Source organism: Pseudomonas sp. TH21 (assembly GCF_016651025.1).
Lineage (GTDB): Bacteria > Pseudomonadota > Gammaproteobacteria > Pseudomonadales > Pseudomonadaceae > Aquipseudomonas > Aquipseudomonas aylmerensis.
The window spans coordinates 4,069,698-4,084,498 of sequence record NZ_JAEKEQ010000001.1 but is presented as its reverse complement, the minus strand read 5'-3'; the positions used below and the strand labels follow the sequence as shown (position 1 = coordinate 4,084,498).

General features: G+C 61.1%; 12 protein-coding genes. 10 read left to right on the top strand and 2 right to left on the bottom strand.

The genetic code is table 11. The annotated features are described in order from the left end of the window. Positions 1 to 60 precede the first annotated feature (60 nt). Entirely contained in the window at positions 61 to 819 is a 759-nt protein-coding gene (locus tag JFU04_RS17970) for a TetR/AcrR family transcriptional regulator (protein ID WP_065900958.1), read from the top strand. 401 nt (positions 820 to 1,220) lie between these two features. After that, positions 1,221 to 5,771, top strand: coding sequence for an Ig-like domain-containing protein (locus JFU04_RS17965; RefSeq protein ID WP_201145197.1), 4,551 nt, complete (start codon positions 1,221 to 1,223; stop codon positions 5,769 to 5,771). A gap of 867 nt (positions 5,772 to 6,638) precedes the next feature. Here the strand turns inward: JFU04_RS17965 and JFU04_RS17960 are convergent. Then, entirely contained in the window at positions 6,639 to 7,700 is a 1,062-nt protein-coding gene (locus JFU04_RS17960) for an FUSC family protein (protein WP_201145195.1), read from the bottom strand. A 138-nt stretch (positions 7,701 to 7,838) separates the two neighbouring features. Then, positions 7,839 to 9,455: an NADP-dependent glyceraldehyde-3-phosphate dehydrogenase gene (locus JFU04_RS17955; RefSeq protein ID WP_201145193.1), complete on the bottom strand. Its 1,617-nt coding sequence runs from the start codon at positions 9,453 to 9,455 to the stop codon at positions 7,839 to 7,841. Between the two features lie 266 nt (positions 9,456 to 9,721). Here JFU04_RS17955 and JFU04_RS17950 point away from each other — a divergent pair, with 266 nt between their 5' ends. From JFU04_RS17950 to JFU04_RS17915, 8 genes are all read left to right on the top strand, one after another. Further along, positions 9,722 to 10,597, top strand: coding sequence for a Dyp-type peroxidase (locus tag JFU04_RS17950; protein ID WP_201145191.1), 876 nt, complete (start codon positions 9,722 to 9,724; stop codon positions 10,595 to 10,597). Between the two features lie 327 nt (positions 10,598 to 10,924). Next, the gene (locus JFU04_RS17945; RefSeq protein ID WP_106803409.1) at positions 10,925 to 11,197 is read left to right on the top strand and encodes a BufA1 family periplasmic bufferin-type metallophore; all 273 of its coding nucleotides are present in this window, start codon (positions 10,925 to 10,927) and stop codon (positions 11,195 to 11,197) included. Continuing rightward, positions 11,194 to 11,607, top strand: a complete 414-nt coding sequence (locus JFU04_RS17940) for a DoxX family protein (protein WP_065900948.1) — start codon at positions 11,194 to 11,196, stop codon at positions 11,605 to 11,607. The genes JFU04_RS17945 and JFU04_RS17940 overlap by 4 nt, the downstream gene beginning before the upstream one ends. Positions 11,608 to 11,620: 13 nt before the next feature. Further along, a complete protein-coding gene (locus JFU04_RS17935) occupies positions 11,621 to 12,382 on the top strand; it encodes an alpha/beta fold hydrolase (protein ID WP_201145189.1) in 762 nt (253 codons plus the stop codon). Between the two features lie 25 nt (positions 12,383 to 12,407). Next, on the top strand, positions 12,408 to 12,680 hold the full coding sequence (gene bufA2 / locus JFU04_RS17930; RefSeq protein ID WP_016979675.1) for a BufA2 family periplasmic bufferin-type metallophore: 273 nt from the start codon (positions 12,408 to 12,410) through the stop codon (positions 12,678 to 12,680). Positions 12,681 to 12,735: 55 nt separating this feature from the next. After that, positions 12,736 to 13,560 carry an MNIO family bufferin maturase gene (gene bufB, locus JFU04_RS17925; RefSeq protein WP_201145187.1) on the top strand — a complete coding sequence of 275 codons (825 nt, stop codon included), beginning with the start codon at positions 12,736 to 12,738 and terminating at the stop codon, positions 13,558 to 13,560. Then, on the top strand, positions 13,557 to 14,306 hold the full coding sequence (locus tag JFU04_RS17920; protein ID WP_201145185.1) for an HvfC/BufC N-terminal domain-containing protein: 750 nt from the start codon (positions 13,557 to 13,559) through the stop codon (positions 14,304 to 14,306). The genes bufB and JFU04_RS17920 overlap by 4 nt, the downstream gene beginning before the upstream one ends. Beyond that, positions 14,299 to 14,751 (top strand): alpha/beta fold hydrolase, encoded by a 453-nt coding sequence (locus JFU04_RS17915; protein ID WP_120448981.1) that lies wholly within the window; start codon positions 14,299 to 14,301, stop codon positions 14,749 to 14,751. The genes JFU04_RS17920 and JFU04_RS17915 overlap by 8 nt, the downstream gene beginning before the upstream one ends. Positions 14,752 to 14,801 lie beyond the last annotated feature (50 nt).

The window sequence follows — 14,801 nt, the reverse complement described above, 5'->3', positions numbered from 1 at the left end:
CGGCCCCGGTATAAAAAATCAAATTATTTTTTAAAACAATATTTCCCACGTGGAACTTGTATGGTCGCGAAGAAACTCAGCGCTCCAAATGTAACCAAGACTCGACTGCTGGATGCGACAGAGGCTCTCTTCATCAAATACGGCTACGACGCCGTGCTGCTGCGGCAGATCACCGAGCGTGCCCAGGTGAACCTGGCCGCGGTGAATTATCACTTCGGGGACAAGGATTCCCTGATGAAAACCCTGCTGATGCAGCGCCTCGAGCCGCTCAACGAGCAGCGCCTGGAACTGCTGGCGCGTTGCGAAGCCGAATCCGACGGGCCGCTGGACTGCGACACGTTGCTCGGGGTGCTGTTTGCGCCGGCCATGGGCCTGGAGCGCAGTGACCCGGCGAGCGCCAGCGGGGAAGGGCGCTCGTTCATCCGGTTCCTGGGGCGGGTCTACAGCGACACGTCGCCGTTTATCCAGGAATACCTCAAGGTCCATTACCAGCCGGTGTTCCAGCGCTTTTTCGAAGCCTTTGCCCTGGCGCTGCCGGACCTGCCGCGCAATGAGCTGGGCGTGCGCCTGCAATTTGCGCTCAAGGCTATTTCCGGGGTCATGGCCGGCACCGAATTGCGCCTGCTGATGAACTCCATGAGCCTGGGACGCCCGGCCACTGACGCCGAAGTCATGGCCAAGCTGATCACCCTGGTGTCCGCGGCGATTCGCGTGCCCCAGCAAAGCCCGGAAGCCGAGAACGCCTTGGCCAAGGTGCTGGATACCCAGCGTGCCATTCGCGAGCAAGCGGCAGCCCCGGCCGCCAAGGCTACGCGCTGATAGTCCTGTAGACGCCGGTTTGCCGGCGAAAAACTCAAAGCGATAACGTTCAATTTCAAACTGAACGCGGCGCCTGGGTTTTTCGCCGGGGAGTCGATCCTGGCAAAAAACGCGCAAAAAAAGCCCGCTGGGGCGGCGGGCTTGATGTGCAACGTTTGTAACGGATGAGGCTTTACCCTACGTCTTGGGATGTGAATAAAACGTGAAAAATATGTAAGAAAAAGTGTGAAGGTTTGAAGTTTTGTCCAGTGAGGCTTTTCTGATTTTTCCATGAGCGATTTGCCGTCCGTCGCTACTGTCAATTCTGACAGGTAGACGCTCACTCCCTGCGGGTGTCTGATTTTCCTTGCCTCATGCGCGCCTACTTCCGCGCGCATCCCCTCCAGCAAGGAGTCCGTTCCATGTCCAATCTACTCGTTGATCCCGCCGCCGATTCCCGCGGTGATGAAGCCCCACCGCTGCTGCTGTCACAGGACATGGTGGTCTACAACACCCCCAACCCAACGGCCAACAGCCCCCGGCGGATCGAAGACCTCGACCCGCCTTTTTCTGCCTACCCCCATATCCCACTGCACGCCACCCTTTACCCGGAAAACGCCGTGTACGGCCTGGCCATCCGCCATGTCACCCCGTATGCCTACTTCGTGTTTGAAAAGTGGACCGGGTGGAGCCTTTCCGACTTTTACGGCCTTTACCTGGATGATCTGCTTAACGCAGTAGCGGCCGATATTGCCCTTGAGGACGAGCCGAGATACGGTCTGTTCGTGCCCAGAGAGCATGTTCCTGAAGGCGAGATACCGATGTACGGCCGGGTATTGCGCGCCGGCACCTTTCAGGAGAGCACCTCGCCGTTGCAGACCATCCTGATCAAGACCACTCGCCCCGGCGGCACTGATACTGACCCGGGCAGTGAGTGGCATACCGGCCTGGTGATGACCGTCGAGGGCTTGCCGGAAGGGTCGACGATTGACCGGTTGATTGCCGAGGGCGGCGTCTGGTGCCTGATCGAACCGTATGAACATATCCGCCAGAACGACCGTATCGAACTGTCCTGGGACGGCATCTTCGTCATACACATCGTCAGCCCCGCAGAGGCGGCCGGCAGCGGACCGATCCGGGTGTTCGTCAGCAAAGACATCATCCTCCAGGGCGGCCAGCTGGGGCCCCTGACCTTGCGCTTTCGGGTGCAGGACGTGGTGGAGAACATGTCCGGGGAAAAATACGCGTACTCCAAGCGTTACATCCTGATGAGCGAACTGGACCCCAGCCTGCTGGAAGCGCCGATCTTTATGGTCGATAGTGTTGAATCAACCCAGGTTGATGTCGATACCCAGAGCGACGCAGTCTTTACCCTCTCGTGCTTCACTGGCCGCCAGATTCCCGCACCCAATCCGCCACACAAGGTCATCGCCACCCTGTATGCCACGTTGGCGGATGGTTCGACCCCGCCATTTACCCTGCCTGCGGTGAACGCGACCAATACATACCTGACCACTGTCCCGGTCAGTAACGATGTCATCAAGCAGATCGTCGGCGGCTCCTTCCGGGTTTCATTCGTGATAGAAGATGCCCACGGCGTCTTCATCGGGAAATCCGGCAGCATCACCGTCACCGTGATCGGCACACCAGTGTCAATGCCGGGAGTGACGATCAACCCAATCGAACTGGGCTTGATTGACCCTGAGGATGACATCACCGTCACCATACCTTTCTACGAACCGCACAACCCCGACTGGCTGGAAACCCTGTACATCGAGCACCGCATACCCGGCGGCGGTGGTACACCCTATATCGACTCCCAACTGGCGGGCACCCAGGGTGGCAGCCGTTATGTCAGCAAGGAGGACCTGCAACAGTTCAACGGCCAGGGCCTGATTTATTTCTACTACGTGGTGACCGACGGTGTCACCACGCGCAAATCGGCAGAGGTGGGTGCCCAAGTGGGCGAACGTGTTGTCGACATGCCGCAGCCGCAGCTTCAGGGCACCGAAGGCAACAATATCAACCCCGATCGCATTCCCGGCCCGACCGTGCTGCTGACCTTGCCCTACCTCGATGCCCGAGACGGTGACGTGTACCACTGGATTTGCGTCGGTTCAGCCTTGGGCGGCTCGGCCAATGGCACCATTCATGTCAATGCGGCGACCCAGGGCCGGCCGCTGACATTCCCGGTCAGCCGCACCATCCTCGACTTCAACCTCAACGGCAGCCTGCGCATCAGCTACAGCCTGGAACGCGTCGGACCACCCCGGCAGGTATTGCGCTCGGAAGTGCTGAACCTCACCGTTGGCGTGGGTGTGGAGTTGGACCGTCCGGAAGTCGCCGAAGCCCAGCGCTTCCCGGATCGTCTCGACCCGTTGGCAGTTTTGTCGGGCGCCCACGTAATCGTGAAATTCCGGCCGATGCATGCGACCGATCGGATTTTTATCGACTGGCTCAGCCCCGATGGCAACGGCAGCTACGCCACAGAAGTGCAGGGCAACCCCGCCACCAACGAGGTGAGCGTTCCGATTCCAAGCGAGTTTATCGCCAAGGGTATTCGCCAGGACGGCAATCTCATCAGCGTGCAGTACCATTTTTTCCGCGGTGCCATTCCCTACGAGTCAGATGTATTGAACCTGGAACTGCTGCCACTGACCGGATTGCCTACGCCGACCATTGACGGGGTGGGCGACAGCATGGTGTTGCAACTGTCGCAAATCAACGATGCCGCCCGCACGCGTGTTTCCGTGTGGAACTTCATCGCGGCCAACCAGCGTATGTGGATGACCTACGAGGGCACTTATGCTGATGACACGCCGTTTATCGAGAACACCTACACGGCCAATCTGGTCACCACCATTGGCGAGACGAATGGTATTTCCCCGCCTGCGCCGGTAGACAAACTGCGCCGGCTCAAGGATGGCTCGCGGCTGACCATCCGCTTCTGGGTGACCTTGTCCGAAAGCTTGAGCAAGGATCAGGCGGTGTTGTTTGGAGTACGCGAGCATATTGTGCAGGCGATTCCTTCGACATTGCCGGCGCCGGCCTTCGCCAACCGTATCGGCGCTAACCTGAGCATTTACCCGCTGGACTACGAAAATACCGCCTCGGTGACGGTCGCCTATGGGGGGATGAATGGCTCGCACCGAATTCAACCCCACTGGATCTACCCTGATGGCACCATGGCCAGCATCGCCGCCAAGGACGGCCTGGACGGCGGTCGTGTTGACTTTGCCATCAGCCAGAAGATCCTCGCCGACAGCGTGGGCAAGACCATCGAATTGCGTTATATCGCCACCATCAATGGCGAACCGGTGGACTCCTTTATTCAGACGTTAACCGTGCAGCGAATCAACGCATCAGACCTTCCACCAGTGTTGATCAACAATGTTGCCAGTGGCGGCATACTTGATCTCAGCACCATTACCGGCAACCCGACGGCTGCTGTCGCCAAGTGGCGCTTGAGTGTGGCCGGCCAGCGCGTCTGGTTGAGGTGCAGCAGTGCTGGTTCAGCTGATTTGCCCGTGCTCGATGGCGTCGCGATTACGGCGCCGGAAGCGCAGAACGGGCTGGCGAACAAGGCAGTCCTGCGCAGTTGGCTCGCGGCATTGCCGAACAATCAACAGATCACCGTCACCTGCAGAGTGACCTTTGACGGCAGCGCTGTCGAGGCCAACGCCCAACTGTTCCAGCAGTCCATCTACACGGTGCGCTTAGCACTTAGGGACTTGCCCCTGCCCGTGCTGATTCAAGCGGCCGGCAGTGGTGCCTCGGTGACCCTGGCTCCGTTGAGCGCCTTGAATGGCGGTACGGTGCGGGTGTCCTACCCCGACATGCAGGGAACCGACCGTATCAAAGTCTTCATGGTGGGTAACGGTGCTGCGGGCTCTCCCGACATTGCAGCCAAGGACGGCAGCACAAGTGGCTCCGTTGACTTCACGATTCCCTCCGGCGCCATCGCGGCCAATATCGGCAGCAGTAACCGGACGTTCACCCTCAGGTACGAGGTAACGCGTAGCGGCGCGACCACACCATCCGATACCGTCACCGTGACGGTCACACCGATTTCTGCGGCGAACTTGCCACGCGCAATCATTAATAACATCGCTACGGGGGGAAGATTGGATCTGAACACATTTACTGGCAACGCGCTGGCTGCAGTGGCGAAATGGCATTTCAGTGCTACGGGGCAGCGGGTGTGGATTACTTGCAGCAGTGCCGGGACGGCCGATTTGCCTGTGCTCAATGGCGTTGCCATCAACGCAACAGAGGCTGCAAATGGATTGGTCGACAAGGTGGTGTTACGCAGTTGGCTGGCCGGTTTGTCGAATAACAGTGAGGTCACTGTCAAGTGCGAGGTGGCGTTTGATGGTAGTGCGGATAAGGCGAAGGCACTGTCATTTCCTGATACCCGTTACAGCCTCATTGCCATTCGCCCCCCGGCACTGGTGCTTGATACAACACCCAGAATCATTCCCAACCTGCGTTTTCTGTTGGTTAATTTCGGGCCCACAGACATTGCTTACTTTGGCTCCGTGCGCCTACCCAGCGGAGGCGTTAAACCTTATACATACTCATCCAGTGACTCAAGCATTGCTTCAGTAGATGCCACAAATGGCAGAGTAACGATCAAGGGATTGGGGACTGCCACTATCACTGTGATAGATAGCGCTCAACAGACCGCTAGTTATAACATCCAGATCATGGGTACTTATAGAAGTTGCTATACTCTTGGGACAGGTACATATAGCGCAATGCGAGCCGCAGCCCTACCATACGGCAGAATTCCAGGGCTCCATGAACTGTATGATCTAACGGCTATATTTGGAAGCAACTGGCCTATCCGCGATATAACTTGGAGCTCAGAAATCTACTTGCCGCCGAATATACATTTTCTCCTCGGAATACAAACTGGCACCGAAGTAAGAGCGGTTGCAACAGCGGTCTACGATGGTATCGCTATCACGTAAACTAAAAGACTCACGGAGAAGTAAAAAAGAGACAGTGCGGCAAGAGCGGGAGACCCAGAACCTTGTCTCTACACAAGCCAAGGGATATCCCGCTTTCATATTGCGGACAAACGCGACGGCTTATTTAATCGACAATTTCATCCGCTTTTAGTACCTCACTACAAACGCTCAAAGACCAGCAATCCATATCTCCTTAACTTGCAGACCGCTTCCTAGACAATCCCACGGCCTAACGCCTGCTCACTCTAATGTCTAGCCTTCGCTTCGTCGCTGCATATCAGCGATCGGATGTGGAAGTCTGGAAATTTAGTAGGTGTCAAGCGTGAACTCCATCAAACAGATGTCGCCGCCGTTAACGCTGCAACCGGGTACGTGATCGGAAACGCAAACGGGTCATCAACGATTACTGCTCGCGATCGAAACAATTCGACTGCCTCCTATGTTGTTCAGGTAAGCAATGTCTATCGCCTGCTTCAAAATGGTTTGGCACTTTCTTTCGGTGCCGCCTTGGCGTGGAGGAATACTAATCAAGCTCTCGCCGTGGATATTACCGCTGAGAATGATATGAAGCGTAGATATCATGCACCTTGGCCAGCCGTTAGAAATTATTGGTATTGCGATGACCGAGGAGTAGGCTGCGCCGCTAATTATTCAATTTACTACGACAGCACTGCGCGTGCGGCACTCTGCCAATACATTTACGACGCTAACGCTAATTTTGGCGCTTGGTGTCTACAGAGGATCTGACCTCTACCTCTTAACTCTGTAAAAGCCGGGACAGTTCGATTTCCAATGAACTGTCCCTTTTTTACGTCACGAAAAAATCATATGGCCGACTCATACCTGAGTCGGCCTTTTTTAATCGCCTCAAATCCCCCACCGCTTCGCGCTTTTCGCCAGCCGCCCCCGCATCGCATCCACGTTCGTCGCCAACTGCACCGTCAACAACCGATACCCATCCAGCGCACTGTACACCGGCGCATCCAGCGCAGGTTCGTTGCCGGTGATGTGGCTCGGCCGTTCCAGCCGTTCCGTCACCCCCGACTTCAACGCCCGCGCCATTCCCACCAGTTGCACCCGGATCTGCCGGTGCTCGGCTTTCAACATCACCTGCATGCGCGCCATCGCTTGTTCATCGCGTGGGTCGGGCCGGGTGTTGCCGAGGATCTCCAGGGTGCTGATGCACATGCGCAGGTGGCGCTGGATCGCGTCCAGCTCGGTCATGGAGATGCGCACTTCCTTGGACACCGACGGCATCAGCGAGCGCAGTTGCAGCATCGCCGCGTTGAGGCGGTTGAGCAGTTTCAGGTGTTCATCGTCAGTCACCGACTGGCCATTGATGATGCGGCTATAGATCGCGGCGCAGTCGCGCAGGGCGCTGGCCAGGTTGTAGCGCCATGAGTACACGGCATACAGCGGCAGGGCGAACGAGAAGGCCAGGGCCAGCACGATACCGATCAGGATATCGACCGTGCGCCACAAACCGTCCGAGATCGGGTTGTCGCCATGCCCCGCGACGATAAACACAGTGATCGCCGACAGCAGCGCGATGTACCCGCCCTTGCCGATGGCGTGGTAGGAAAAGAACCCGCACACCACTGACATCAACAGGTAGGTGAGCAACGGCAGGCCGAAGTAGGCCTGTTGCACCACCAGCAGCAAGCCGACACTGGCGCCGATCAGGGTGCCGTAGGCGCGCTCCACGGCTTTCTTGCCGATATTGCCGTGGTGCTGCAGGCCGCCGATCACGATCAACATGGTCACCGAGGCCCACTCACCGTGGGGCAGGTTGATGCCGGTGGTGAGCAGGATCGTTGCCAGCAGGCCGATGGACACGCGCACGGCGTGGATCAGCTTGGCATGCCGATAGCGGCGGTAGGGGTCGAGCAGGGGGCGCAGCAGGCGCCGGGCAAACAGGGGCAGGTTCATCGGTATTGAAGGGGCCTCAAAAAGTCAGGGTTAACTCGATCCACTGTGGGCGTTGGCTTGCCTGCGTAGCATCCACCCGGTGTGTCTGCAGCACCGAGGTGTTTGCATCGCAGGCCAAGCGCCTACAGAAGCCTGCTGTCAGAAAATGTAGTCGGTGGTCAGGAAGCTTGAGTCACGGTTGCGCAGGATGTCGCTGACCAGCGCCTTGTTGCTTTCCTGGAATTTGGTGGCCACCAGGGTGCGGATCGAGAACACGCGCAGCGCGTCATGTACCGACAGCGTGCCCTCGGCCGAGTTCTTGCGCCCGTTGAACGGGAAGGTGTCCGGCCCGCGCTGGCATTGGGCGTTGATATTGATACGGCCGACCTGGTTGGCGAACGCGTCGACCAGGCGCCCGACTTCCACGGCATTGGTGCCGAAGAGGCTCAGTTGCTGGCCGAAGTCCGAGTCGAGGACGTACTCGATCACGCTGTCCAGGTCGCGGTAAGGCACGATCGGCACCACCGGGCCGAACTGTTCCTCGTGGTACACGCGCATCTGCGGGTTCACCGGGTACAGCACGGCCGGGTAGAAGAATGTGCCGCGCGAGGTGCCGCCATTGGCATTCACCACCTGGGCCCCGTGCTGGGTCGCATCCGCCACCAGCGCGTTGAGGTAGTCGACCTTGCCGGCTTCCGGCAACGGGGTCAGGGCGACGCCGTCTTCCCACGGCATGCCCGGTTTCAGGGTGGCCAGCTTGGCGTTGAATTTCTCGATAAAACGCTCGACCACGTCCTCGTGCACAAACAGGATCTTCAGCGCGGTGCAGCGTTGGCCGTTGAACGACAGCGAGCCGGTGACCGCTTCGCTGACGGCATTGTCGAGGTCCACATCGGGCAGCACGATGCCGGGGTTTTTCGCATCCAGGCCCAGCGCGGCACGCAAGCGGTGCGGCTTGGGGTGCAGCTTCTTCAAGTCGCTGGCGGCCTTGTTGGTGCCGATGAACGCAAAGATATCGATCTTGCCGCTGGCCATCAGCGCACTCACGGTTTCACGGCCGCTGCCGTAGATCACGTTGATTACCCCGGCCGGGAAGCTGTCGCGGAACGCTTCCAGCAGTGGCCGGATCAGCAGCACGCCGAGCTTGGCCGGCTTGAACACCACGGTGTTGCCCATGATCAGCGCCGGGATCAGCGTGGTGAACGTCTCGTTCAACGGGTAATTGTAAGGCCCCATGCACAGCGCCACGCCCAGCGGCACGCGGCGGATCTGCCCGAGCGTGTCCTGTTCCAGCTCGAAGCGGCTGCTGCGCCGGTCGAGTTCCTTGAGCGCATTGATGGTGTCGGTGATGTAGTCGCAGGTGCGGTCGAACTCTTTCTGCGAGTCCTTGAGGTTCTTGCCGATCTCCCACATCAGCAACTTGACCACCGCATCCCGCTGTTCGCGCATGCGCCGCAAAAACGCTTCGACGTGCTGGATACGGTCGGCCACGCGCATCGTCGGCCATTCACCCTGGCCCCGGTCGTAGGCGCGCACGGCGGCGTCGAGGGCGAGGAGGGCGGTGTCGGCGTCGAGCAGCGGCGTGCTGCCGATATGCACCCGCTCGTCCCCCAGTTGCACCGGGCTGAGCACCTGGGCCAATGGGCCGTTCCATACCTGCAACTGGCCATCTACCAGGTAATCACGCTGTTCAATGGGCGCCGCCAGGCGAAACTGTTCGGGAATGTCCGTGGCGGAGGCGGGAAACAACTGGGCGAGCAGGTTGCTGGTGGTCATGTCACTACCCCTGGAATAGTTGCAAAACATGACTAGAGAGTCACCCATCCAAGGTCTGTATGGCAAGGGCCAGACGCGTTACAACAGCCCGCCGGCTGGCTGCGCCGGGCGAAAGCATCCCGTGCAGTGCAGGTCACGCCCAAGGGGTGGGCGCAGTTGAAGGCGCAGTTGGGTCTCGATCCGCGCCGCCTGGAAAACCTCGAGCACAAGCCCGCGCTGGCCCCGCGCGTTGGGGTAAACTGCGCGGCTTTTCAGAAGGAGTTCACATGAGTCAGTACCAGCCGGGCATTCTTGCCGCACCGGTGCCTTTGCAGGCGCGCCACCTGTTTTTTGCCGTGGATACCCTGGCAGCCGTGCCCGCTGCGCTTGACGCGCTGGTGCAACTGGCCGATTCGGCGGCAGTGGTCGGGTTGGGTGAACCGCTGGTAAACGCGCTGGGCGCGCGCATTGACGGCTTGCGTGCATTCCCGGCGGTCAGTGGTCCGGGGGCGCATAACCCGTCGACCCAGCAGGCGTTGTGGGTGTGGTTGCACGGCGTGGATCGCGGTGAGTTGCTGTTGCGCAGCCGTGCGCTGGAGAAGGCCCTGGCGCCGGCGTTTCGCCTGGAGCAATCGACGGAGGGGTTCCGCTTCAAGACCGGTTTTGACCTCACCGACTACGAGGACGGCACCGAAAACCCACACGACGACGCCGCCGTTGACGCCGCCCTGACCGACAGCGGTGCCAGCTTTGCCGCGATCCAGCAATGGCAGCACGATCTTGATGGGTTTGCCGCGTTGCCCGCCCAGGAGCGCGACTACATCATCGGCCGTCGCCATGGCGACAACGAAGAGCTGGAGGACGCCCCCGAATCCGCCCACACCAAGCGCACTGCCCAGGAAAGCTTCACCCCGGAAGCATTCGTGGTGCGCCGCTCGATGCCATGGGCCGAGAACGGCCAGGCGGGGTTGATGTTCCTCGCGTTCGGCCATTCCTTCGATGCGTTTGAAGCGCAACTGCGCCGCATGAGCGGGTTGGAGGATGGCATTGTCGACGGGTTGTACCGCATCAGCACGCCGTTGACCGGCGGCTATTACTGGTGCCCGCCGGTCAAGGACGGGCACCTGGACCTGAGTGCGATGGCGGTTACCGCGCCGCTCTGAAAAGGCGCTGCCGGCGGGTTTGACCCTGCGCATTCGCCAGGCCCGTTCACACCTTGAGTGTGCCGGGCCTTGCCTCTGCAGGCCGTCCGCCCAGCAGATTCCCCCTCTGCGCAAACGCCGGCCTCAGCCCCGCACCACGGCAATGACTGCTGCCGTGTATCCCACTGTATCCCTGGACCTTGGTGATACACCGGCATGACGTTCTGGCGTGTTCGCGACACAGAGCGGATACACGCCTGGCTTTAACTCTGTCCACCAGCCGGCGCCGGCGGTCACGTACCGCCACTCGCGCCCTGGTCACACTCAGTCAAGCCAGGAGATACACCGATGAAGCGTTCCTACGCAGCCCTCGCGGCCACCCTTGCGCTGTCCCTCAGCGCCTTTGCGGCGGTGGCCCACGCCGATGAACCCAAGCCCCAGGAAAAATGCTTCGGCGTGTCCCTGGCCGGGGCCAACGACTGCGCCGCCGGCAAAGGCACCTCGTGCGCCGGCACCGCCACCGCCGACTACCAGGGCAACGCCTGGGTACTGGTGGACAAAGGCACCTGCACCCAGATCAAGACGCCCAAAGGCTACGGCAGCCTGACGGAGCAGCCGTGATCCAGCGCCTGCTGCCACCGGCACTGCTGTTGCTGGTCGCGCGGCTGGGGATCGCGGCGGTGTTCTTCCTGTCGGGACGCACCAAGGTCACAGGTTTTCTTGAACTCAAGCCTTCGACCTACACGCTGTTTCGCTCGGAATACGCCTTGCCGTTGATCCCGCCGGAGTGGGCCGCCCACCTGGCGACCTACGCCGAGCACCTGTTCCCGCTGCTGCTGGTACTGGGCCTGCTGACCCGTCCGGCCGCCGCCGCGCTGCTGGGCATGACCCTGGTGATCGAGGTCTTCGTGTACCCCGACGCCTGGCCGGTGCACCTGACCTGGGCGGGCCTGTTGCTGCCGCTGCTGGCGTATGGCGGTGGGGCCTGGTCGTTGGACCGCGTGATCCGGGCTAAACGTTGCAACCCTTAATGGAGACATCCTGATGCGTATGCTTTCTTCCCTGGCCATTGCCATGGCCATGACTGTTCCGCTGTTGGCCCAGGCGGCCGACGCACCTCAACCCGGCACCGGCAAGAGCGTGGTGATCGTGCCCGGCTCGTTCGTCGACGGCTCTGGCTGGCGCGTGGTCCACGACATCCTGATTCACAAGGGCTACAAGGTCACCGTGGTGCACCAGGGCCACGAAAACCTCGCCGCCGATGTGGCCGAAGCCCGTGAAGTGCTGGAGCAGCAGGTCGGCCCGGTGGTGCTGGTGGGCCACAGCTCCGGTGGCGCGGTGATCTCGATTGCCGGCGACCGCGACAAGGTCAAGTCGCTGGTGTACGTCGCGGCCCTGCAGCCGGAAGTCGGCGAAAACATGGCCCAGTTGATCGGCTCGATGCCGGCGCCGAGCGATGACATCAAGCCGAGTCGCGACGGTCACCTGTTCTTTGATCGCGCCCGGTTCAATGCCGACTTTGCCGCCGACCTGACCACCAACCGCACCGATTTCATGGCCGCCTCCCAGGTTCCGGCGACCACGGCGTTGTTCGGCGGCACCGTGTGGGCTGCGGCCTGGCACAAGAAGCCGAGCTACGCGGTGGTCTCCACCGAAGACCGCGCCCTGAGCCCCGAGCTGCAGCGCTGGATGTACCAGCGTGCCGGCTCCAAGGTCACGGAAATCAAGGCCAGCCATTCGGTGTACATCTCCCAGCCCGAAGCCGTGGCGAAGGTCATCGAAGACGCGGCTGCGGTCATCAAATAACCCACACCCCCAAAAGGAAAACACCATGAACACTGCACTCAAATCCCGCTTGAGCCTTGCCGCTGCCGCCGCCCTGATCGCCATGGCGTCTGCTTCATTCGCCACGGCCGCCAGCGCCGCCGACCAGCAGGAAAAACCCGGCCGCTGCTACGGCGTCAACACCTGCAAGGGCACCAGCCTGTGCGCCACCGCCAAGAACGACTGCAAGGGCCTCAATAGTTGCAAGGGCGAAGGCGTGATCGTCAAGACCCCTTCCGAATGCCTCAAGGCCGGCGGCACCCTGACTGAGCCGAAGTAACGCCCCCGGGTGGCGAGTCAGCTCCCTCGCCACCGTTTTTGATGGAGAAGCGATCATGTCGAATTCGACCGCGCACTTTGCAGGCTACGGCCTGGGGCTGCGCAAGGAGCACTACTGCGACTTCCTGGAAACCTCGGTGCCGGTGGATTTCGTCGAAGTGATCTCCGAAAATTTTATGGTCGCAGGCGGCCAGCCACGGCATATCCTGCGCCAGGTTCGCGAGCGGCACCCGGTGGCGCTGCACGGTGTATCGATGTCGATTGGCAGCGCCGAAGGGCTCGACCCGGACTACCTGCGGCGCCTCAAGGCGCTGGTGGACGAGATTGACCCGCTGTTCGTCTCCGACCACCTGAGCTGGTCGCGCAGCGGCGCCTTCAACGCCCACGACTTGTTGCCCGTGCCCTACACCGACGAAGCACTCGACCGCGTGTGCGCGAATATCCACCAGGCCCAGGAAGCGCTGGGCCGCACCCTGTTGTTTGAAAACCCCTCCAGCTACCTGGCCTTCGAGGGCGCGTCCATGAGTGAGTGGGCTTTTATCACCGCCATGGCCCAGCGCACCGGTTGTGAGCTGCTGCTGGACGTCAACAATGTGTATGTCAGTGCCAGCAACCATGGCTTTGATGCACGGGATTTTCTCGACGGGATCCCGGCCGAGCGCGTGCGCCAGATTCACCTGGCCGGCCACAGCCAGGGCGCCGAGTTATTGATCGACAGCCATGACAGCCCGGTGTGCAGCGGGGTCTGGGACCTGTACGCCGAGGCCATCGCACGGGTCGGGCCGGTGGCGACCATGATCGAGCGCGACGATCACCTCCCGCCTCTCACCGAGCTGCTGCATGAGTTGTCGATGGCGCGTGCGGTGGGGGCGCGGCGATGAACCTGGCCGAATTCCAACAGACTTTTCGCCACTGGCTGGTCAGTGCGGCGGATGACGCTGCGAGCGCGCTGGGCAATCACCGCGCGGGCCTGGCGGTGTACCAGAACAACTATCGCGCGCAATTGGTCGCGTGCCTGGAGCAGGCGTTTCCCCACCTGCGCCGTTGGCTCGGTGACGAGGCCTTCCTGGCCGCCAGCATTACCCATATCGACCGAAATCCGCCGCACGCCTGGACCCTGGATGCCTATCCCGAGGGGTTTTACCCGACGTTGCTGGAGGTGTTCCCCCACAACCCGGATGTGCATGAGCTGGCCTGGATCGAATCGGCCCTCAACCAGGCCTTTGTCGCCGCCGATGCCCAGCCTTTGGCACTGGAGGCGCTGGCCACGCTGGAGTGGGACACGGCGGTACTGCGCCTCGCGCCGTCCCTGCGTTGCCACGCCCTGACCACCAATGCCGATGCCATCTGGTCGGCGCTCTGGCAGGCGCAGCCCGCACCGCCGGCGCAGATGCTGGAGGCGGCGGGCGGCGTGCTGGTGTGGCGGCGCCAGTTCACCTCGCGTTTGCGCCAGGTGGATGCGTTGGAGTTTCAAGCGCTTGCGCAGCTTCAGGGCGACGGCAGTTTTGCCGGGTTGTGCGAAGGGCTGGTGGCGCGGCTGGGCGAAGAGGTCGGCGTGGCGCGGGCCGGTGAATACCTGGCCGGATGGCTGGGCAGTGAATTGATCGTGGAGGTGAGTGATGGTTGATCGGCGTGGTTTTTTACTGTTGGCCGGCGTGACCGTGTCGATGCCGACGTTGGCGCTGCAACAGGTCAGCACCGATGAATTCGAGATGCGTTATGAAGCCGCAGGCCCGGAGGAGGGCCACGCGATCCTGTTGTTGGCGGCGGATGTCGGCGCGTTCGCCGAAATGACAGCGCCGTTGGCGGCCCAGGGCTTTCGCGTGATCGTGCCGTCCCTGCGCAGCGCCGACGAGGCGGTGCTTGGCCAGGACGTGCTGGAACTGATGAACGCCCTGCACATCCCCGAGGCGCTGCTGGCCGGCCTGGAACTGGGCGCGCGGGTGGCGGCCCGGACGGCCAGCCTGAAGCCGAGTCGGTGTGTGGGTATGGTCACGCTCAACACCTCGGCACAGGCCGGTTTCGCCGAAGCGGTGGCATTGATGGCGAACACCGCGCACTGGCGAACATGAAAATTTCGACAGCCAGGCAATCACTCACTGAAAAAATCCCGATCTGCCCG

What these genes read in the sequence shown, in the direction of transcription:
- bufA2 (WP_016979675.1), top strand. Translation starts at nt 12,408, where the DNA reads ATGAACACTGCACTCAAATCCCGCTTGAGCCTTGCCGCTGCCGCCGCC.
- JFU04_RS17965 (WP_201145197.1), top strand. Translation starts at nt 1,221, where the DNA reads ATGTCCAATCTACTCGTTGATCCCGCCGCCGATTCCCGCGGTGATGAA.
- JFU04_RS17935 (WP_201145189.1), top strand. Translation starts at nt 11,621, where the DNA reads ATGCGTATGCTTTCTTCCCTGGCCATTGCCATGGCCATGACTGTTCCG.
- JFU04_RS17920 (WP_201145185.1), top strand. Translation starts at nt 13,557, where the DNA reads ATGAACCTGGCCGAATTCCAACAGACTTTTCGCCACTGGCTGGTCAGT.
- JFU04_RS17945 (WP_106803409.1), top strand. Translation starts at nt 10,925, where the DNA reads ATGAAGCGTTCCTACGCAGCCCTCGCGGCCACCCTTGCGCTGTCCCTC.
- bufB (WP_201145187.1), top strand. Translation starts at nt 12,736, where the DNA reads ATGTCGAATTCGACCGCGCACTTTGCAGGCTACGGCCTGGGGCTGCGC.
- JFU04_RS17950 (WP_201145191.1), top strand. Translation starts at nt 9,722, where the DNA reads ATGAGTCAGTACCAGCCGGGCATTCTTGCCGCACCGGTGCCTTTGCAG.
- JFU04_RS17915 (WP_120448981.1), top strand. Translation starts at nt 14,299, where the DNA reads ATGGTTGATCGGCGTGGTTTTTTACTGTTGGCCGGCGTGACCGTGTCG.
- JFU04_RS17970 (WP_065900958.1), top strand. Translation starts at nt 61, where the DNA reads ATGGTCGCGAAGAAACTCAGCGCTCCAAATGTAACCAAGACTCGACTG.
- JFU04_RS17960 (WP_201145195.1), bottom strand. Translation starts at nt 7,700, where the DNA reads ATGAACCTGCCCCTGTTTGCCCGGCGCCTGCTGCGCCCCCTGCTCGAC.
- JFU04_RS17955 (WP_201145193.1), bottom strand. Translation starts at nt 9,455, where the DNA reads ATGACCACCAGCAACCTGCTCGCCCAGTTGTTTCCCGCCTCCGCCACG.